We start from the raw sequence: 19,698 nt of genomic DNA on the forward strand, positions 1-19,698 counted from the left end.
GCGATACCGGACCGACTGGCGATACCGGACCGACTGGCGATACCGGACCGACTGGCGATACCGGACCGACTGGTGCTACTGGGCCATCTGGATTAGGACTTCCAGCAGGATTGTACGCATTTAACTCCGCTGCGAGTAGCATCAACATTGAGATTAACACGCCTGTACCATTTAATACCGTTGAGTCACAGCTCGGTACAGCGATTACTCAATTAGATAGCGATACTTTCACCATACACCAAAATGGATTATATAAAATTACTGTTATCGCATATACTGCAACATCAGGTTTACTGGGTGGCATTGAAATTCAAGTGAATGGCGTAACAGTACCAGGTGCTGGAAGAAACTTAGTTTCACTTGGAACACCTATCGTTATCCAAGCGATTACACAAATTACAACAGCTCCAGTATCAGTTGAAGTAATTGGTATAGAGGCGGTATTATCACTAGCTGTTGGTACGGGGGCATCAATTGTTATTGAAAAAATTGCGTAATTATTTCCTTAGCAGTAAAACTGGACCAGTTTTACTGCTAAGGAATTTTATAGGTAACATCCCAACCTCCCTCATTCTAAATACGGATGTACATCTTCCCTATAACTTGAATATAATTACAAAAGAGATATTCCTTCCTATTATGTATGACTTTCCATAAATAGTGGAATAAATGTATGAACAGTCTACTTGCATATTATTTTTTGCAATCACGTCATCATCACACTTACTAGGCGATAGAAAGGAATACATACCTTGAAAGATAAGAATTCTCAATATCAAATAGACTACACACTAATCTTTATTTTATTTGCCATTGGGACTGTTAGTTGCTTTGCTATTGCAAGTGCACAAGCTTCTTTACCACCATTTTTACAAAACATAAATTTTGTATTCAAACAAATCCAATGGTATGTTATTGGATTTACGGCCATTGGTGTTATTATGATTATCGATTTCGATCGATATAAACAAATTGCTTGGTATTTATATAGCTTTGCTCTCATACTTCTTATTGGTCTAGAACTTCAAGTTCCGGGTGCCGTTACGATTAAAGGTGCTACCGCATGGTATAGACTCCCAGGTATCGGAAATTTTCAACCTTCTGAAATTATGAAATTATTTTTAATTATCATCATTGGACGAATTATAGCAAATCATAATGAAAAGTACTTTTTCCGGACAACCCGTGAAGATTTTATTTTACTTGGAAAAATATTCGCAGCTAGTTTACCCCCACTACTTTTAATCGCAAAAGAACCTGATTTAGGAAACACTATGGTAATATCAGCGATGCTTGCAGCAATGATTTTAGTTTCTGGTATACGTTGGCGCCTTATCCTCGGATTAGCCTCTGTCATTTTTGTCATAGGCTCTACCTTAATATATATTTATTTCACTCATACAGAGTTCTTTAAAGAGTATATTCTAAAAGAGTATCAATTAAACCGCTTCTATGGCTGGCTATCCCCTTACGAGTATGACGCACAAGGATACCAATTAAGACAGGCATTCTTAGCTACTGGATCAGGAGAAATGCAAGGAAAAGGATGGGAAAATGGACAAGTATATTTTCCAGAGCCACATACAGATTTTATTTTTACAAATATCGCTGAACAATTCGGTTTTTTAGGAGCAAGTGTTATTATTTCACTTTTTTTCTTACTCATTTACCGAATGATCCATATCGCTTTAGAAAGTAATGAACCTTTCGGTAGTTATATTTGCGCTGGTACAATCGGAATGTTCACCTTCCAAGTATTCCAAAATATCGGGATGACAATCGGTTTACTCCCTATTACAGGAATAACATTACCTCTTATGAGCTATGGCGGGAGTTCACTACTCACATACATGATTGCTATTGGATTTATTTTAAACGTACGTTCAAGAACGCAAATCTTTATGTTTAAATGAACCATATCGGAAAACGGTATGGTTTTTTCTATATTCATTTTAGATATACTAATGAAAAAATGAACTGGAGGTTTACATATGAAATATGACATTATAGGTGATATTCACGGATGCTTCCAAGAGTTTCAAGATTTAACAACGAAACTAGGATACAACTGGGCTAGTGGTCTCCCTATACATAACGCCAAACGAAAGCTGGCATTCGTTGGTGATATTACAGACCGCGGCCCTCATTCATTACGTATGATTGAAATTGTATGGGAGCTCGTAATAAATAGAAAAGAAGCTTATTATGCGCCTGGGAATCACTGTAATAAACTGTATCGTTTTTTCCTTGGGCGTAATGTTTCAATCGCCCATGGGCTCGAAACAACTGTTGCCGAATATGAAGCATTACCTTCTAATAAACAACAAATCATAAAAGAAAAGTTCATTACGCTTTACGAGCTGTCCCCACTGTATCACATACTAGATAATAAAAAATTAATCGTATGCCATGCTGGCATTCGTCAGGATTACATAGGAAGAAATGATAAAAAAGTTCAAACATTTGTATTATATGGTGATATTACAGGAGAAAAGCATCCTGACGGCTCACCTGTACGCCGAGATTGGGCGAAAGAATATAAGGGGGAAACATGGATTATATATGGACATACCCCTGTCAACGAGCCTCGCTTTGTGAATCATACAATCAATATTGATACCGGTGCTGTATTCGGCGGCAAACTAACTGGACTTCGTTATCCTGAAATGGAGACCATTTCGGTCCCTTCTTCCCTACCTTTTGTCACTGAGAAGTTTCGCCCAATTTCATAATTACATTTACCTTTGTACAATTCATTCCCAGTACGTATAAAGGATGATTTCTAGGCGAATTCCTCTTTAAAAATCGGTAATACAGTAAAAAAAGATGCTATGAAGGGCATCTTTTTTTTACTATGCGGCATATACTGTCGCAGGAGGTGACGGAATGAAGAAAAAACGATCTAAACAAAAAAGAAATTTCTCTCCTTTATATAATCCCGTGTATGGAATTAACAACTGGTGTTGCATACGAGCTGCGGCTATTGAAGAGATAGAAGAACGAGAGGAAATAAAAACAGGCAAAACGAGAGGAACATATATTTCTTTAGAAAATGCTGTTATGAGACAAATTATAGATAAAAGAGAAATAAAGGCACTACAAAAAAAGAAACGCCTTTCTCATAACAACGAGCCTATACTTGAGTCAAAGAGTTTACAAGAGAATATAAACAAAGAAATTCCTACAGCGACTAAAGAAAAAATCCAGGCTGAAATTCCTAAAGCAATTAAAGAAAAAGTCCAAGCTGAAATTCCTAAAACAATTAAAGAAAAGGTCCAAACTGAAATTCCTAAAGCAATTAAAGAAAACATCCAAGCTGAAATTCCCTCCAATATTATACAGCAAGCAACAAAAATAAAAGAGGGATTAACTTTAACCAATGGCATAAAAAAAGAGGATTCTACTATCACTCAAACCCCTATCCTTTCACCTACTCCTGCTGAGAATGAAAGAGTAGCCAGATACGCATATAAGGAGGGCCTTCACTCTACAGCTTACGGGATAGCCTCACATGCAGAAGGATTTCTTACTCATACAGAGGGTGCCTTTTCTCATGCAGAAGGATCAAAAACAAAAGCAACTGGACATAGTTCGCATAGTGAAGGAAGTGAAACGACAGCAGGCGGCTCTTATTCTCATGCGGAAGGAAAACATACAATTGCTTTAGGTGAAGCAGCACATGCAGAAGGAACCGCAACTATCGCTAACGGATTCTCTTCTCATGCGGAAGGTATGCATACATCAACAGCTCATTTTGCAGGCAGCCATATTATGGGGCGCTTCGGTACGGCAGAAGAATCTTATTCTTGGTTTATTGCAAATGGTACAAATGAAACCGACCATAATATCGGTGCAAAATGGCTTGCTCACAATGGAGAAATGTATATCGATGGTGCTTCTTACAATGCAAGTGGAACGGATTTTGCACAAATGTTTGAGACAGCAGATCATAATTCTATTGATGTCGGTTATTTCGTTACATTTAGTAGCGAAGAAAAAATTCGAAAAGCTACTTCAAATGATTTATTCATATTAGGAATATCTAGTGCTACTCCTGCTCTCATAGGAAATAGCGGTTCTTTAAGTTGGCAAAAACGCTATAAAACAGATAGCTTTGGAAAACGTCAATATGCGCGTACGGACACGCAAGACACACAACCTCTTTTAAATACAGAATGGGATCCAGCTTGTAAATATATATCAAGAAGAGACCGTACTGAGTGGCTTCCTGTCGGACTAATTGGACAAATGTTAGTACGTGATGACGGTACTTGTGAAACACACGGATACTGTCTTCCAAATGATGACGGCATTGCTACAAAAGCTGAAAGTGGCTTTTTCGTTATTAAACGTACTGGTAAAAATCAAATTTTAATATTATTCCGCTAAAAAAAGGGAACAAAATTCTTCGTTCAGTAAGAATTTTGTTCCCTTTTAATTGTTATGTAAAGCGGATTTCATGTCATCTGGGATACATACGGTAAAAATCATTTCCTTTTCTAAAATAGGGTGATAAAACGTCAAAGACGTACTATGAAGCGCTTGGCGTTTCATCACATCTCTTCGACCGCCGTATAAATCATCCCCGAGTAGCGGATGTCCTATATGCGCCATATGTACACGAATTTGATGCGTTCTTCCTGTTTCAAGCTCAAGTGCTACATGCGTCTTATTAGAAGAACTTTCCATCACTCTAAAATGAGTAACAGCTCTTTGACCATCTTCACAGACAGTTCGCTCAATAATACTATCCGCTTTTCGTCCGATCGGTGCGTCAATCGTCCCTATCTCTTCTAGGATCATCCCATGAACGAGCGCCTCATACGTTCGTTTCACTCCTTTTTGTTGATGCTGCTTTGATAAAAGGTTGTGAACGAATCGATTTTTTGCAATTAACATAAGTCCTGAAGTATCACGATCGAGTCTCGTTACAATGTGCACTGTACTTGCAAGGTTCTGTTTATCATAATGATATAACAGAGCATTTGCAACACTTCCTGACGGATGCTCCCTAGACGGAATTGTCGACATATATGCTTCTTTATTTACAACAAGCACTGCGTCATCTTCATATACAATATTTAAAGGAATATCTTCTACTTCCATCCCTTCACTTCTTTCCTCGAATGGAAAGAAGACTTGTAACTCTTCACCGGCTTGTAACTTGTGGCGAACACTCGCATGTTGACCGTTTACTTCAATAGCTCCGCCGTGAAACTTTATATCGGTTAAAGCAGCTTTCGAAATTCCTTTCGTTTTCAAAAACTCTCTAACTAAAGTCCCCTCATCTGCAAGCTTTATATCCCATTTCAATGTAAATCTGTTCAAATATATAAACCCTCTCTATTTATCTGCAACAAACGAGTCACGGACACGTTTCCAGAACGGGAACGGACGGAAACGAACAAATCGTACTTTCTCGTTTGCAACGCGATACTGAATTGATTTCACATCTTGATGAACCATCGTCAAATGATCCACCGTAATTTGCAAGTTCATTCCTGCAGCCGGCTTCAAAACGCATGTATGATGTTTCGGCAGTACGAGCGGGGAACCTACCGTACGAAATACACGATTGTTAATTGATGCCATTTCTGCAATTTGAATCGCTTCAATAGAAGGGTGAATAATCGCTCCGCCAAGTGCCTTATTATACGCAGTACTTCCTGAAGGAGTAGAAATACAAAGACCATCTCCACGGAACGTTTCAAAATACTCTCCGCGTATTTCCACTTCTGTTACTAATGTTCCTTCTGCACTTTTTACAGTCGCTTCATTCATCGCCAAATACTGTGACTCTTTACTACCATTCACATAGCGAATAATCACCTCTAAAAGTGGGTATTCAACTACTTGGAACGGTGTTTTAGCAATCGCAATCACTAACTTCTCTACTTCCGTCGGTAACCAATCTGCATAGAAACCTAAATGCCCTGTATGTACACCAACAAATGCGGTTTCATCTAATCGATTATAGTAACGATGAAACGCATATAAAAGCGTTCCATCTCCCCCAACAGAAATTACAATATCAGGTTCCTTTTCATCCATAGTAAAACCAAAATCTAACAAGTATTCTTTCATCGTACTTGCTAATGTATCTGATGATTGATCGCCCTTTGACATAATTGTAAATTTCATCGCCCAACACCCTTTAGTTTATGATTCAGAATCTTTCGTTTCCTGCTTTCGTGAAAAGACCTTTTGCGCTTCTTGAATTTCAAGACGAATGGAAGACATTTCTTCATCTAATAAAAATGCCGCTTCCGCTGCACGTTGTAAGCGTATTTTAATATCTTCAGGAAAACGTCCACTATATTTGTAATTTAAAGAATGCTCAATCGTTGCCCAAAAATTCATCGCTAACGTGCGAATTTGAATTTCCACTAACACTTTTTTTTCTCCCTGTATCGTTTGAACAGGATAACTAATGACAACGTGGTAAGAGCGATAGCCGCTATCTTTCTTTTGCGTTACATAATCACGTTCTTCCACAATTTCAAAATCATTTCGTTTTCGAAGATATTCTACAACAGGCTTAATCTCATCAACAAATTGACACATCATTCGAAGGCCCGCGATGTCCTGCATATCTTCTCTGAGCCGGTCTAGCGGTACATTTCTCTTCTCCGCTTTATCAATAATACTTGCAACCGACTTTACCCTTCCTGTTACAAACTCAATTGGAGAATGCTCCGTTAACATTGCAAATTGAGTACGCATTCCTTTTAGTTTCACTTTCAGCTCCGCCACCGCTTGGTGATAAGGTGCTAAAAATTCTTCCCAATTACGATTCATTTCAACCACCACCAAAATCAATCCATTTGCTTATAGAAACACTTTTTCTACAGCAGTTACTAGTTCTTCTCCGTAATTTGCATTACCTTCAATATTTTCAACTAAATATTCTACTTCTTCTTTTAATCCTTCTAATTCTATTTCAACATCATTCACGTGAATAAACATCGCAGTATCTTTATTCATCGCTTCATGCATTACTTCCCAGCATGTATGCGGAATACTTACATAAATGAAAGATGATTCGTTTTCTAAGATATATAAAAATGATAAATTGTCTGAGTCTACAAGTACGTGATTACGCGCACTTAGCTCCTTTACCTCTATTTCAGTATTTTCCGCACAAAAAATAAGCGCATTCTCTCTCGTTTCTACGCTCTTAACTTGAATTTTATTTTGCATGCTCGAACTCCTCCATCTCAACTTTCCTGTCTTACTTAACAGTATTATTGTATCATAACATGGACGCAAACAAATAAAACATTGAACCAAATTTGCGAAAAAGCGATAATGTGTAAAGAATTATTTTTCAAAAGGAGCGCATACAATGACACAAGAAATTGAAATTGAATTTAAAAACATGGTTACAGAGGAAGAATTCCAAAGATTATGCACATCATTTTCTATTGAAGAATTCACAAAACAAGTAAATCATTACTTTGAAACACCTCAATTTTCTTTGAAAAATACGGGCTCTGCACTTCGTATTCGTCATAAAGATGGAACTTATACATTCACATTAAAACAACCTGCTGAAATTGGTTTATTAGAAACTCATCAATCTATAACTGAAAAAGAAGCAAAACTTATGATGGAAACAAACGTAATCATTCAAGGCATTGTAATGGATCAACTTCAGAAACTACAAATTCCAGTTTCCTCTTTAACTTATATGGGAAGTTTAACAACAGAAAGAGCTGAAACATTATTTGAAGGCGGAACACTTGTCTTTGATCATAGTTTCTATTACAATCACGATGATTATGAAATCGAATATGAAGTACAAGATGAGGAAGCTGGTAAAGCCGCATTTATGAGTTTACTAAAGCAACATAACGTACCAGTTCGTCATACAAATAACAAAGTAAAACGCTTTTTCCTTGCCAAACAAAACAAAGAGCGCTAAAGTGAAATTTCCATCAGTGGAGAAGTGATTTACTGGTGGTTATGTTTCACCTTTTTGGAAAGTAAAGATTTATTAGCAACACATAAAATAAGCAAAGAATGTTATGAAGGCTGTTTAGTTGCTCTTCATAACATTCCATTGCTACAATAGATATACATTTCATGGAAAAAGGAGTTTATAAAGGATGAGCAAGCAACCGATGACACCATTTGAAGCAATTGGCGGTGAACAATGCATTGCAACATTAGTGGATACATTTTATTCCTATGTCAGTGAACACCCTGACTTATCTCCGATCTTCCCGGATGATTTAACAGAAACCGCTAGGAAGCAGAAACAATTTTTAACACAATATTTAGGTGGTCCTAATTTATACACTGAAGAACATGGGCATCCTATGCTAAGAGCACGCCATCTTCCGTTTGAGATTACTCCAAAACGCGCAGAAGCTTGGCTATCATGTATGGAGCAAGCAATGGATGATACAGGAGTGCACGGTCATATAAGAGAGTTTGTTTTTGAACGTTTAGCATTAACTGCTCAACATATGGTCAATACTCCAAATGAAACAGGTGAAGTGTAATGGATAAGCAGGAAGCAAAGCATATGAATATGCCTTCTCCTTCCACATGCGAGCATAAGTCTGTAGAAGCATATTTATTTATTGATCCACTTTGTAAAGATTGCTGGGATATCGAGCCATTTATTATTAAACTATGGCTTGAATATGGGAAATACTTCTCTATTCGTCATATAGTAACTGGAAAAGTGGACGGGACAAACGCTTCCTCACACAAATGGAATAAACCTGCTAATATTCGATTTGTGTGGGAAAAGACAACAAGTTTACAAGGTTTTTCATGTGATGGAAAAGTACATATGCAAGAGGCATCGTCAACGCCGTATCTAGTTTCGATGGCAATTAAAGCGGCGGAGTTGCAAGGCCGAAAAGCAGGTTCGAAGTTTTTGCGAAAACTCCAGGAATACATTCTTCTTAAAAATGTATCAAACCCAGATGGTGAACTATTGCTTACATGTGCAAAAGATAGCGGCATTGATGTAGAGGAATTTAAAAAAGACCTACACTCAGTTAGCGCAAAAAAAGCTTTCCAATGCGACCTGAAATTCACAAATGAGATGCATATTACAGAAATACCTTCCCTCCTATTTTTCCATGCAAATTCAGATGAGGAAGGTATTAAAATCGCAGGAATTTATTCCTATGATGTATACGTACAATTATTAAAAGAACTTGTAAAATGCGAGATTGAGCCAGATCCATTACCTCCTTTAGAGGTATTACTAGAAGCAACACAATTTATTTCTTCAAAGGAAATCTCATTTATATATGACTGCCCGCAGCAAGAAATAGAGCGCGAACTAAAAAAATTACAACTAAAACGAAAAGTACAAATGATTGAAGTGAAGTGCGAGCGTTATTGGAAATGGATAGCAAAAGAAAAAGACCTGGTGTAAACACCAGGTCTTTTTCTTTACGGCTTATAAAAATATTAAAGGGGATGGGAGAAATTTTCACGTTCAAACAAAGGGGTATATGTTTGTATGTGAATTCGTTCACGCTTATTATATTACAAGATTCGACGTCAGATGACAACCCCTTTTGTCGAATTTCACACTTTTGTCACATTCTAAACGTTTTCATTCTTGAATAAGCTATAAAAAAAGCAATTTAGGAGGTTTCCTTATGAAAAAGTCTCATATTTTTCTTATCTTTCTATGTGTTATTGTTTCTTTTTTCTTGTATATCCTCTCTCTATTACAAGCTTTTCCTAAAATTATTGCCTTCCCTCTTTTATTCGGAGTTATCGTCATCGCTGTCTCTTATTTCAACTATAGAAAACGATTTAAAGGATTTTAATTACAAAAATAAGCCGTAAAAATTCCTTCAAATATAAAAAAAGCACCGAAAATCACCTTAATCATTCGACAAATATCGACATAATTTACTTTTGAGCAAATGTTCCAAACAAAAAAGACGAGGATAAAATCCCTCGTCTTTTCTCATTACTTCTCTTCAAACAATAGCGCTTCTAATTCATTTAATTTCTCTTCAAACACTTGTAATGCTTCTTTTACAGGTTCTGGTGATGCCATATCTACCCCTGCTTTTTTCAACACTTCAATTGGGTAATCAGAACTTCCTGCTTTTAAGAATTCGTTAATGTAACGTTCTACTGCTGGTTGTCCCTCTTCTAAAATTTGTTTTGATAGAGCTGTCGCTGCACTAAATCCTGTTGCGTATTGATATACGTAATAGTTGTAATAGAAGTGCGGAATACGAGACCACTCTAAACCGATTTCTTCATCGATCACTAACGCGTCACCGAAATATTTCTTATTTAAATCATAGTAGATTTCCGTTAACATGTCCGGCGTAACAGCATGCCCTTCTTGTACTTTCTTATGAATAATATGCTCGAACTCTGCAAACATCGTTTGACGGAATACAGTACCACGGAATCCTTCTAAATAGTGATTTAATAAATATAGACGCTCTTTCTTATCTTCTGTCGTCTTCAATAAGTAATCATTTAGAAGTGCTTCATTACAAGTTGATGCTACTTCTGCAACGAAGATTGAATAATCACCATATACGTGCGGTTGTGTCTTCCTTGTATAGTAACTATGCACGGAATGACCAAACTCATGAGCAAGTGTAAATAAATTATTTACATTATCATGCCAGTTCATTAAAATATACGGATTTGTTCCGTATGCACCAGATGAATATGCTCCGCTTCGTTTTCCTTTATTCTCATATACATCTACCCAGCGATTCTCATATGCTTCTTTTAAAATTTCAACATATTCATCACCAAGTACATTTAAAGATTTCAATAACATTTCTTGTGCTTCTTCATACTTCACATTCATTTTCACTTCTGGTACAAGCGGTGTATATAAATCATACATATGAAGCTCATCAAGACCTAGGGCACGCTTACGAATATCAATGTAGCGATGTAGTAAGTGTAAATTATCATTTACCGATTCAACAAGTTGATCATACACCGCTTCAGGAATATTATTATTACTTAATGCAGCTTGACGTGCAGAATCGTATTTACGAACGCGTGCATTGAAATTATTACGTTTCACAGCCCCACTTAACGTACTTGCAAATGTGTTCTTATATTTTCCGTACGTTTCATATACAGCTTTGAATGCATCTTCGCGCACACGACGATCATCACTTTCTAAAAATTGAATATAACGACCATGTGTTATTTCTACTTCTTCTCCATCTTCACCTTTAATAGATGGGAATTTTAAATCTGCATTATTCAACATACCAAATGTATTACTTGATGCACTCATCACTTCAGATGCTTCTGCTAATAACGCTTCTTCAGCTTCCGATAATACATGCGGGCGTTGACGTGTAATTTCTTCTAATGCATGCTCATATACACTTAGTTCTCGATTTTGTTGTAAGAATGTTTGCAATGTATCTTCTGAAATAGCTAAAATTTCAGGCACGATATAAGCTGTGCTACTAGATACTTGTGAGTATAAATTTGTTGCGCGATCATTTAATGCTTGATACACAGAGTTTGTTGTATCTTGATCGTAACGCATATGTGCATATGTATATAGCTTACCTAATCGCATTGAAATTTCATCTTCATATTGCAATGCCTCAAGCAAATTGTCTGCAGAGTCACCAAGCTTACCTTTAAATTCAGTTAACTTTGGCAATAGCTCTTTAATAGCTTGGAATTCTTTTTCCCATTCTGCATCAGTTTGGAAAATATCTTCTAATCGCCATGTGTTTGCTTCTTCAATCTCATTGCGATCTGGTAATGATTTTACTGTGTTTTGTTCAGCCATTCTTTAAGCCCTCCTTTAAATATCTCTACTTAAGTACAATTCGATTTTTCTTATGTAATTCCTTCACGATCAGTCTTTATTATATCCTCTTTTCCCTCTCTCATGTTGTACTTTGTCTCAAATAGAGATAGTGCATGCGCTAAGCAAATGTCATCATATTTCATAATTTCCTCCTCTGTTTTTACCAAAACAACATCTCTTATTTTTCGATACTTATTCGTACCTACTTTATTTAACACACCTATATAACATAAAAATGTCATATACTCTGCAACTGCTATCTTCCATATATGTTGTGCAAAATACGGAAGTAGACGCCTCTTTGTATATTTTGCTACATAATTACATGCGTACTGAAGGGAAATATACTCCCCTACCTTAAGCATACCTATACACTTCATATAAAGGAAAGCTTGCCATATAAATGGATTTGTTTGAAAAGCAAATGAGGACGGAAGCGGAACACCGATTTCAGAAGGAAAACTCGCTGGGGTACATTTATATTGATATAAGAGGCGTAGTAGTGACTTATGATTATAATTCCAGATAGGTAAAGCGTTTTGCCGAAAATAGTTCTTTTTTCTCTTCCATTCTTGTCCTAATACCTCTTTCCGGAAAGGAACGGGGGAAAAGAGCATTTCAACAGTAGTCGTATCGGTTGGTAAATAAATAATATGTGAGAAAGAGACATTTGTAGAAAACGGAGTGATAAACGCACATTTCATAAACGATTTTTGTTTCGGGCAAAAGAAAATAAGAAATGGCTGAGGATAAGGTTGTAAGGCGAAAGCCATAAAAGAGGAAAATGTCATCCAATGGGCGGATTGCTTTTTCAACTGATTTCCACCGATTATCCAGATGACTTGTATACTAGCTTGCCAATACGAATATGTTCGCTTATAAAGCTGCTCTATGGAGAGATTTGCACATTGATATTCAATCGCAATTTTTCTATCCGCTCTCTCTACGTAAATATCTGGTCGTTGCTGGATTACCGGCAGATAATGCTCTATATCTACATGGAAATCTTGACGTTTTAACCATCTATATAACAATTCTTTACCTTGCATATGATACATAGATTCTGCCTCATAAAACGCAAGACATGAATCTACTTTCTTATGAGCAAAATGCCAACTCTTTTGTGTCCCTAACTTCATTTGCACTTCCTTTCCGCAAGCTGTGCAAAAGAATTTTTCTCGTTTACGCATATCGCGTAAACACTCTTCATCCCGGTTATATAATAGATGAATTTTCTCTCCCTGCAATAAACATCACAATCACACCCTTTCAACTCCTTGTATTCTACAATTTACTACAAATTCCTCTCAAAAAAAGAGATGCCCTAAATTAGGACATCTCTTTTTATAATAAAGGTGATAATAACCGATACGTCGATTCAACAATCCGCCTATGAAGACGTCTCTTATGAAATCGATCAACATGAATTTCACTGGATTCTTCTAAATCGTCTTTAAAATCTTGAACGAGCTTTCGAATGCTATCTGTATCATACAAAAAGGCATTTACTTCAAAGTTTAAATGAAAACTTCTCATATCCATATTAGCTGTCCCAATTGAAGCGAGATCCGAATCAACGATAACAACTTTACTATGAAGAAAACCTTTTTCATATTCATATATTTTTACTCCTGCATCTAATAACTCCGGAAAGTACGATCTTGATGCATAAAAGACAGTGCGCTTATCTGGCTTACTTGGCATTAACAAACGAACATCGATACCAGCAAGTGCAGCTACTTTTAATGCAGATAAAATATCATCGTCTGGAATAAAGTATGGTGTTGCAATCCAAATCGATTTCCTTGCTGAAGCAATCATTGCAAAATATAAATGTTTAATTGTTTCCCATTTATTATCTGGTCCACCTCCAACAAGTTGGACTCCGCCCCAATGATCACCCTCAACTGCTTTCGCTTGTAAATATTCAGGTGCTAATACTGCCTCACCAGTCATATAAAACCAATCTTGAAGGAAAATTAGCTGTAAACTTTGAACTGCTTCACCGCGCAAATATAAATGCGTATCTCGCCAAAAACCGAAGTATTTATCTTTCCCTAAATATTCATCTCCAATATTTAATCCGCCTACAAACCCTTCATTTCCATCTATAATAACGATTTTGCGGTGGTTTCGATAATTAATTTTATCGTTTAAAATCGGAAAGCGCACAGGGAAAAATGGAATCATTTCTACTCCTGCATCATTCAATTCTTCAATATATGAATTTGATAATTTAAAACTTCCAACCGCATCATATAAAAAACGGACGACAACGCCTTCTTTTGCTTTTTTCATTAAAATATCTTTAATTTCTGTACCGAGCTTGTCATCACGCACAATGTAATACTCCATATGAATGTGGTGTTTCGCTCGATTTAATCCATCTAAAATTGCCTGAAACGTTTCATCTCCATTTGTTAATGTCCTCGTTTCAGTTTGAAATGAAATATTTAAAGCACCCAATCGATCAGCTAAACGAAATAACAATTCTTGATGCTTATGGTCTCGTAAAATTCGTTCTTCGTAATCTTCGTGCCCCTTATATTGTAAAAACGCCTGTTCATCGAGTAACGCCTTCTTTTGGAACATTCTTTTTCTGCGAAAGTTTTGTCCAAATAATAAATAAGCAAAGAAACCGAACACTGGAAAAATTCCTAGTACGATTAACCATGTAAGCGTTTTCGAAGGATGTCTGTTTTCTAAGAAAATAACACATCCAATTAAAAATGCGGAAACCGTAAATAAAATACTAATAATACCTAAAATTGAAACGTCTTTTATACCAATGACATCCGAATAAAATGCTACATCAATAAACATGCGTAATGAAACAAATAATGCGAACAATAGTAGAAAAAAGAAAAGTAATTTTAACGTGTTTTTCATCTCTTACCTCCTTACTAAGAAAACTTTCCTATTCTTCATAAAAAAAGCCGATTTCATACTATAGAAATCGGCCTACGTTTTAGAAGGAAAATGGTTACGAATTGTCTCAAGCGCATGCTCTTTCACAACTTGTTTTCCATACTCACTTACACGATGAATCGTTAAAGTAGATTCTTCCCCATATTCTAAAACAATACTTAAAATACGATCAATCTCTTCCTCATCATGTAGCACTTCATCGAATTCCACATATACATAATAGCGGTCCTCAAATGAATACAGTTCATCTTTTATATCTTCAAAAATTAGACGATGACTTAATGAAATTACATCTTCAAAATCATTAAACTTAATTAAAAAGCCAAACGTACCATCTTCATTAAAGTTTGTACCTGTCGGTTCTATTTCCTCTTCCTCTAATTCTTGCTGGAATAATGATTCGATTCCTTCATCTAAAGGAATATCTATAATTTTGTCTACACCTATTGGTAGTTCTAATTTTTGTCCATCCTTTGAAAGTTCTGCTTTCGTTACAAGTACTTCAATCCCTTTGTCGACTGCTTGCACTTGAATCCATAACGGTCCATCAATAAAGAAGTCATCATGATCGCGAGCTTCATCCATCATTTCCCAAAAGAGTTCTTCACTCCGTTCGCGGTCATACCAAATCTCTTCACGGTTAAACCCTCTGTCCTCTATATCAACGTACGTAATAAAAAATTTCATCGTATGATCGTTAATTCTTTCAATTTCCAAAATACAACTCTCCCTTCCTGTTTAGAATTGTTATGAAGGGATTCCCCACTCATATGACAAGTCAATAGATTCTCGTACTCTCATTTTATGATAAGATTCTCCAGAATGGAAATAAAATCGATTTATTTTACAAAAATAGTTATATACCTATCTGCATTCGGCTACTTACATAAACTGAAACTTTAATTAATGGGGTCTTTGCTCATCCACGTTGATTATTAGCCACACTAATCGGGCATTTACGGACAGGAAAGCTCAAAACTAACTCCTTTGCTTTATAGCCGGATTTTGTGACGGAGTCTTACTACCCGCAGATAGTCGGCTAAATATCATTATTCCAATTCTCTGTTCACAAAAAATTTGGACATACATTTACGTATTGCCCCGTACACTGTAATAAAGTGAAACTTCTATAAGAGAAGATTATTTAATCCCAAGGGCGCGGGATAAAAGCTAAACAAACTTTCTTCATCACATACATATCGCTTATTAAAACATCATAAACGGAGGCAGACGAATGGACTTAGAGTTTTTAACATCTGTACTAATGATCGTCGGTATCGATGTTGTACTAGGTGGTGATAACGCAATTGTTATCGCATTAGCTAGCCGAAATTTACCTGAATCAAAACGAAATAAAGCAATTTTGATTGGTACTATTTTAGCAATTGTGCTGCGAATTCTCCTCACAATACTAGCTGTCTATTTACTCGACATCCCATTTTTACAACTCATCGGCGGAGTTTTACTCACATTAATTGCAGTAAATTTACTAACTGATACTAACAACGATCTTTCTTCGATTCAAGGAAAAACGACTTTATTCCAAGCGGTGCGTACGATTGTATTCGCAGATCTCGTTATGGGGTTTGATAATGTTATTGCCATTGCGGGTGCAGCTCACGGAAGATTATTACTCGTAATAATCGGTCTACTCATTTCTATTCCGATTATCATTTGGGGCAGCAAACTTATTTTAATACTCATGGAACGTTTTCCGTTCCTCATTTTTTGCGGGGCAGCAGTTCTCGCCTATACAGCAGGAAAAATGATTACACATGAAGACAGACTTGCAACTTTTTTTCATAACAACCCAAGTTTCACGACAAGTATTCCTTACTTATTCATTTTCACCGTTTTATGCATCGGTATTATCGTTCAACGAGTTCGATTACGAAATGTGAAACATTAAAAGAAAACCTTCTACTATATAATAGGTAGAAGGTTTTCATATTATTATAATTAATTTACAAGACGCTGTGCTTCACGTAATTGGAACGTTCTTACTGTACGTGGTAAGAAACGGCGGATTTCGTCTTCGTTGTAACCTACTTGAAGACGCTTCTCGTCAATCATAATTGGACGACGTAAAATCCCTGGATAGTCACGAATCATCTTATATAAATCTTGAAGTGGTAAAGACTCTAAGTTTACATTTAATTCTTGGAAAACTTTTGAACGAGTAGAAATAATCTCATCCGTTCCGCTTTCTGTCATACGTAAAATCTCTTTAATTTCCTCAATCGTTAATGGATCTGAGAAAATATTACGTTCTGTATAAGGAATATGATTTTCCTCTAGCCATAATTTCGCCTTTCTACAAGACGTACAGCTTGGAGAACTATATAATGTTACCATACAAAGCTCACTCTCCTTAAAGAGTACAAATTCTGTACTAATTACAGTTTAAATTTCTAACTTCCGCAATTTTTCGCGATAACTTGTCTTATAGCAAAGTAAAAAATCGCAATTCATGTAAGCAACAACAATTACTTTTAATAAGTAACTTCTATAATCATTATACAATAGTTTTTGCAAGAAATATACAGTAAATTTACTGCTAGTTGAGAAAACTTCTCCGTGTATTCCACTGCTATGTAACATGATTACACTCACTTTAACTGTCATCTAACAACAATCTTCAATCCTTTTGACGCCTGCTTTTTACAATATACTTCATGTTATATACGATTGTTTTTTCATAACATGAATCGCCTAAAAGAGAACGTTTTCTTACCTTTTCCCAATAATTCAATTGAGAAATGTAAGACCCAAAGCTAAAACAAATATAAGAACACCTGTTCTTATATTAACAAATCTCATCACTCATGTCTATACAATTTCTAAAATTAATCAAACATTTTTCTGACATTTCTTTCTTTTTTACCTTTTATCTCATACAATAAAAATACAGACAGGCAAAGGGGGAATTTGCATATGATTGCTTTTTTTACTGATTTTATCATTGTTGCTACCCTCATCATCGGAATAACAGCATTGATTGGTGTCATTACAAATAGCATCGGTGAAAAACTCTTTGGTAGGAAAGAAAAGATGAAGTTTGTTAACAAAAGTTTAGATGTACAATCTGGCTGGAATCAAGTTGGCGGAAAAGGCATTTATAAAAAGCGTACGTACTAAAAAAAGCAGGTAATCACCTGCTTTTTTTGTTATTTCTCTACTGATGCCCATTTGAAGCTTACTTCGCCACCATATTTGTGGTTGTACATATCTTTAATTGTTTCTCTTTGTAAATATGCTCTACCACGTTGATATACTGGAACAATCGCAGCATCATCAAGTAACATTTTTTCTGCTTCTAATAAGTTTTTCCAGCGAGCGTTTACGTCGCTTCCATCTTTCTTCGCTTTCATAATAATCTCATCGTACTTTGGATTAGAATACTTCATTTTATTTTGTGCCCCGTCAGTTACGAACATATCAAGATATGTAACTGGATCTGGGAAGTCTGCACTCCATCCAGAGAATGACATTACAAAGTCGCCCGCATCTTCTAATTTTAGTTTTTGCGCGAATGGCTGTTGTTTAATTTTCACTGTTAAGCCTGGTAAATTCTTTTCTAATTCACCTTTTAAATATTCACCAGTTTTCTTCGATAATTCAACATCTTCATTTAATAGCTCTAATTCAATTTCGTTTTTGCCAAGCTCTTTTTTACCAGCTTCCCAATACTTTTTCGCTTCTTTTACATTTGGTTTTATAATATCTCCATTTTCAGCACGGAAATCTTTTTTATCCGGTCCTTTAATGAAATTGTCAGGAATTAATCCCGTCGCTGGCTTAGAACCGTTATTTAATAATGTATCAACGAATGGTTTACGGTCAAAACCAAGAGAAATTGCTTTACGAATATTTTTATTTGCTAAAGCTGGATCTTTTTGATTTAAGCGAAGGAAGAATACAGAAGTATCTTCTACCGTTTTGAAATCTGGTTTTCCTTTATATTTATCGATGAACTCTGCTAATAACGTCGCTCGATCGACTGCGTTTGTTTCATATAAATTAATTGGCGTAGACGTATCTTTTACAATATTAAAGTTTACTTCCTCAAGCTTCACTTCTTTATTGTCCCAATATGATGGGCTCTTTGTCATTTTGAAGCTACGTTCATGTTGCCAATCACTTAATGTAAATGGTCCGTTATAAAGTGTTGTATTTGCTTCTAAACCAAACTGTGCACCTTGCTCTTTCACATACTTTTCATTCACAGGATAGAAGATCGGGTAGACCATTAAATCAACAAGATATGGAATAGAATTATCCAATTCTACTTCTAATGTATGATCATCAATCGCTTTCACGCCCAATTGATCTGGACTCATCTCTTTTTTATTAATTTTCTCAGCATTTTTTATATCGTACATAATATACGCTGATTTCGCAGCTGTATCTGGATTAATCGCTCTTTGCCATGCATACACGAAATCTTTCGCAGTTACAGGGTCACCATTTGACCATTTTGCATCTTCACGTAATTTGAATGTATATTTTTTACCGTCTTCTGACTTCTGGAATTCCTTCGCTACACCTGGCACTAATTTATCATCTTTACCAAGGCGGTATAGACCTTCCATCGTATTATTCATTACTTTTGAAGAAACTGCATCAGCTGATAACGCTGGGTCCATCGTTGGAATTTCTTGTGTTTCAATTAAATTAATAACTTGCTTCGCACCGCTTTTCCCGCTATCCCCTTTTGCGTTCGCTTGCGGTTCATCTTTTTGATAGCCACATGCCCCTAAAATCATGCTCATCGCTACTGTTGATGCTACAAAAACTGGTATCTTTTTTTTCATACTTCCACCCCTCCAAAAAATGTTAGCCCTTTCATTTTCAAACAGAAAGAAATATATATATGTTCTAATAATTCATATTATACACACAAATATAATTTTTGTATATTTCTATTTCTATTTCATTAAAATTTTCTGTTAAAAATAACCCCTTGAAAACGT

Annotated in this window: 20 protein-coding genes; 10 read left to right on the top strand and 10 right to left on the bottom strand. The window is 36.0% G+C overall.

Annotated elements, in window-relative coordinates; genetic code table 11:
• The 4 genes from MRBLBA3_RS17080 to MRBLBA3_RS17095 form a co-directional block, all read left to right on the top strand.
• On the top strand, positions 1-497 hold a 497-nt coding region (locus MRBLBA3_RS17080), incomplete at its 5' end, for a BclA C-terminal domain-containing protein (RefSeq protein ID WP_414646013.1).
• A gap of 255 nt (positions 498-752) precedes the next feature.
• Complete coding sequence (locus MRBLBA3_RS17085; RefSeq protein ID WP_212089629.1) at positions 753-1,913, top strand: FtsW/RodA/SpoVE family cell cycle protein; 1,161 nt, start codon at positions 753-755, stop codon at positions 1,911-1,913.
• A gap of 78 nt (positions 1,914-1,991) precedes the next feature.
• Positions 1,992-2,732 (top strand): bis(5'-nucleosyl)-tetraphosphatase PrpE, encoded by a 741-nt coding sequence (prpE, locus tag MRBLBA3_RS17090; protein ID WP_212089628.1) that lies wholly within the window; start codon positions 1,992-1,994, stop codon positions 2,730-2,732.
• Positions 2,733-2,886: 154 nt separating this feature from the next.
• Positions 2,887-4,389, top strand: coding sequence for a peptidase G2 autoproteolytic cleavage domain-containing protein (locus tag MRBLBA3_RS17095; protein ID WP_363382523.1), 1,503 nt, complete (start codon positions 2,887-2,889; stop codon positions 4,387-4,389).
• Between the two features lie 45 nt (positions 4,390-4,434).
• On the opposite strand, the gene MRBLBA3_RS17100 is transcribed toward MRBLBA3_RS17095, so the two are convergent.
• From MRBLBA3_RS17100 to MRBLBA3_RS17115, 4 genes are read right to left on the bottom strand one after another with little or no spacing between them, the layout of a single operon-like run.
• Positions 4,435-5,328 carry an RluA family pseudouridine synthase gene (locus MRBLBA3_RS17100; RefSeq protein ID WP_363382526.1) on the bottom strand — a complete coding sequence of 298 codons (894 nt, stop codon included), beginning with the start codon at positions 5,326-5,328 and terminating at the stop codon, positions 4,435-4,437.
• 15 nt (positions 5,329-5,343) lie between these two features.
• Positions 5,344-6,141 carry an NAD kinase gene (locus MRBLBA3_RS17105; protein WP_000673196.1) on the bottom strand — a complete coding sequence of 266 codons (798 nt, stop codon included), beginning with the start codon at positions 6,139-6,141 and terminating at the stop codon, positions 5,344-5,346.
• Between the two features lie 18 nt (positions 6,142-6,159).
• A complete protein-coding gene (locus tag MRBLBA3_RS17110) occupies positions 6,160-6,798 on the bottom strand; it encodes a GTP pyrophosphokinase (protein WP_001081481.1) in 639 nt (212 codons plus the stop codon).
• Between the two features lie 30 nt (positions 6,799-6,828).
• Positions 6,829-7,200 carry a hypothetical protein gene (locus MRBLBA3_RS17115; RefSeq protein ID WP_044741201.1) on the bottom strand — a complete coding sequence of 124 codons (372 nt, stop codon included), beginning with the start codon at positions 7,198-7,200 and terminating at the stop codon, positions 6,829-6,831.
• A gap of 145 nt (positions 7,201-7,345) precedes the next feature.
• On the opposite strand from MRBLBA3_RS17115, the gene MRBLBA3_RS17120 reads away from it, so the two are divergent.
• The 4 genes from MRBLBA3_RS17120 (at position 7,346) to MRBLBA3_RS17135 (ending at position 9,803) form a co-directional block, all read left to right on the top strand.
• The gene (locus tag MRBLBA3_RS17120; protein ID WP_000191128.1) at positions 7,346-7,924 is read left to right on the top strand and encodes a CYTH domain-containing protein; all 579 of its coding nucleotides are present in this window, start codon (positions 7,346-7,348) and stop codon (positions 7,922-7,924) included.
• 184 nt (positions 7,925-8,108) lie between these two features.
• Positions 8,109-8,507 carry a hypothetical protein gene (locus MRBLBA3_RS17125; protein WP_000043388.1) on the top strand — a complete coding sequence of 133 codons (399 nt, stop codon included), beginning with the start codon at positions 8,109-8,111 and terminating at the stop codon, positions 8,505-8,507.
• Positions 8,507-9,400, top strand: coding sequence for a ClpXP adapter SpxH family protein (locus MRBLBA3_RS17130; RefSeq protein ID WP_000360668.1), 894 nt, complete (start codon positions 8,507-8,509; stop codon positions 9,398-9,400). Before MRBLBA3_RS17125 ends, MRBLBA3_RS17130 begins: the two co-directional genes overlap by 1 nt.
• Before the next feature lie 229 nt (positions 9,401-9,629).
• Complete coding sequence (locus MRBLBA3_RS17135; protein WP_000748141.1) at positions 9,630-9,803, top strand: hypothetical protein; 174 nt, start codon at positions 9,630-9,632, stop codon at positions 9,801-9,803.
• A gap of 146 nt (positions 9,804-9,949) precedes the next feature.
• Here MRBLBA3_RS17135 and pepF read toward each other — a convergent pair whose 3' ends face one another.
• The 4 genes from pepF to mecA form a co-directional block, all read right to left on the bottom strand.
• On the bottom strand, positions 9,950-11,776 hold the full coding sequence (gene pepF / locus MRBLBA3_RS17140) for an oligoendopeptidase F (RefSeq protein WP_000840533.1): 1,827 nt from the start codon (positions 11,774-11,776) through the stop codon (positions 9,950-9,952).
• Between the two features lie 50 nt (positions 11,777-11,826).
• Positions 11,827-13,044 carry a competence protein CoiA gene (locus tag MRBLBA3_RS17145; RefSeq protein ID WP_363382532.1) on the bottom strand — a complete coding sequence of 406 codons (1,218 nt, stop codon included), beginning with the start codon at positions 13,042-13,044 and terminating at the stop codon, positions 11,827-11,829.
• A 97-nt stretch (positions 13,045-13,141) separates the two neighbouring features.
• Positions 13,142-14,686, bottom strand: coding sequence for a cardiolipin synthase (locus tag MRBLBA3_RS17150; RefSeq protein WP_000799215.1), 1,545 nt, complete (start codon positions 14,684-14,686; stop codon positions 13,142-13,144).
• 72 nt (positions 14,687-14,758) lie between these two features.
• Complete coding sequence (gene mecA, locus MRBLBA3_RS17155; protein ID WP_000402127.1) at positions 14,759-15,442, bottom strand: adaptor protein MecA; 684 nt, start codon at positions 15,440-15,442, stop codon at positions 14,759-14,761.
• 517 nt (positions 15,443-15,959) lie between these two features.
• Between mecA and MRBLBA3_RS17160 the strand changes: the two genes are divergently transcribed.
• Entirely contained in the window at positions 15,960-16,634 is a 675-nt protein-coding gene (locus MRBLBA3_RS17160) for a TerC family protein (RefSeq protein ID WP_000362599.1), read from the top strand.
• Positions 16,635-16,684: 50 nt separating this feature from the next.
• Here the strand turns inward: MRBLBA3_RS17160 and spx are convergent, their stop codons facing one another.
• A complete protein-coding gene (gene spx, locus MRBLBA3_RS17165) occupies positions 16,685-17,080 on the bottom strand; it encodes a transcriptional regulator Spx (protein WP_000258267.1) in 396 nt (131 codons plus the stop codon).
• 579 nt (positions 17,081-17,659) lie between these two features.
• Between spx and MRBLBA3_RS17170 the strand changes: the two genes are divergently transcribed.
• Positions 17,660-17,863, top strand: a complete 204-nt coding sequence (locus MRBLBA3_RS17170) for a hypothetical protein (protein ID WP_000559982.1) — start codon at positions 17,660-17,662, stop codon at positions 17,861-17,863.
• Between the two features lie 29 nt (positions 17,864-17,892).
• On the opposite strand, the gene MRBLBA3_RS17175 is transcribed toward MRBLBA3_RS17170, so the two are convergent.
• Positions 17,893-19,539, bottom strand: coding sequence for a peptide ABC transporter substrate-binding protein (locus MRBLBA3_RS17175; protein WP_000727241.1), 1,647 nt, complete (start codon positions 19,537-19,539; stop codon positions 17,893-17,895).
• Positions 19,540-19,698: the final 159 nt, after the last annotated feature.

The organism is Bacillus sp. LBA3-1-1.1, assembly GCF_040676495.1.
Classification (GTDB): Bacteria; Bacillota; Bacilli; order Bacillales; family Bacillaceae_G; genus Bacillus_A; species Bacillus_A nitratireducens.

Bases quoted from the DNA above. Each gene is read 5' to 3' on its own strand.
- prpE (WP_212089628.1), top strand. From the start codon at position 1,992: ATGAAATATGACATTATAGGTGATATTCACGGATGCTTCCAAGAGTTT.
- MRBLBA3_RS17095 (WP_363382523.1), top strand. From the start codon at position 2,887: ATGAAGAAAAAACGATCTAAACAAAAAAGAAATTTCTCTCCTTTATAT.
- MRBLBA3_RS17105 (WP_000673196.1), bottom strand. From the start codon at position 6,141: ATGAAATTTACAATTATGTCAAAGGGCGATCAATCATCAGATACATTA.
- MRBLBA3_RS17110 (WP_001081481.1), bottom strand. From the start codon at position 6,798: ATGAATCGTAATTGGGAAGAATTTTTAGCACCTTATCACCAAGCGGTG.
- MRBLBA3_RS17115 (WP_044741201.1), bottom strand. From the start codon at position 7,200: ATGCAAAATAAAATTCAAGTTAAGAGCGTAGAAACGAGAGAGAATGCG.
- MRBLBA3_RS17120 (WP_000191128.1), top strand. From the start codon at position 7,346: ATGACACAAGAAATTGAAATTGAATTTAAAAACATGGTTACAGAGGAA.
- MRBLBA3_RS17125 (WP_000043388.1), top strand. From the start codon at position 8,109: ATGAGCAAGCAACCGATGACACCATTTGAAGCAATTGGCGGTGAACAA.
- MRBLBA3_RS17130 (WP_000360668.1), top strand. From the start codon at position 8,507: ATGGATAAGCAGGAAGCAAAGCATATGAATATGCCTTCTCCTTCCACA.
- MRBLBA3_RS17135 (WP_000748141.1), top strand. From the start codon at position 9,630: ATGAAAAAGTCTCATATTTTTCTTATCTTTCTATGTGTTATTGTTTCT.
- pepF (WP_000840533.1), bottom strand. From the start codon at position 11,776: ATGGCTGAACAAAACACAGTAAAATCATTACCAGATCGCAATGAGATT.
- MRBLBA3_RS17150 (WP_000799215.1), bottom strand. From the start codon at position 14,686: ATGAAAAACACGTTAAAATTACTTTTCTTTTTTCTACTATTGTTCGCA.
- MRBLBA3_RS17160 (WP_000362599.1), top strand. From the start codon at position 15,960: ATGGACTTAGAGTTTTTAACATCTGTACTAATGATCGTCGGTATCGAT.
- spx (WP_000258267.1), bottom strand. From the start codon at position 17,080: ATGGTAACATTATATAGTTCTCCAAGCTGTACGTCTTGTAGAAAGGCG.
- MRBLBA3_RS17170 (WP_000559982.1), top strand. From the start codon at position 17,660: ATGATTGCTTTTTTTACTGATTTTATCATTGTTGCTACCCTCATCATC.
- MRBLBA3_RS17175 (WP_000727241.1), bottom strand. From the start codon at position 19,539: ATGAAAAAAAAGATACCAGTTTTTGTAGCATCAACAGTAGCGATGAGC.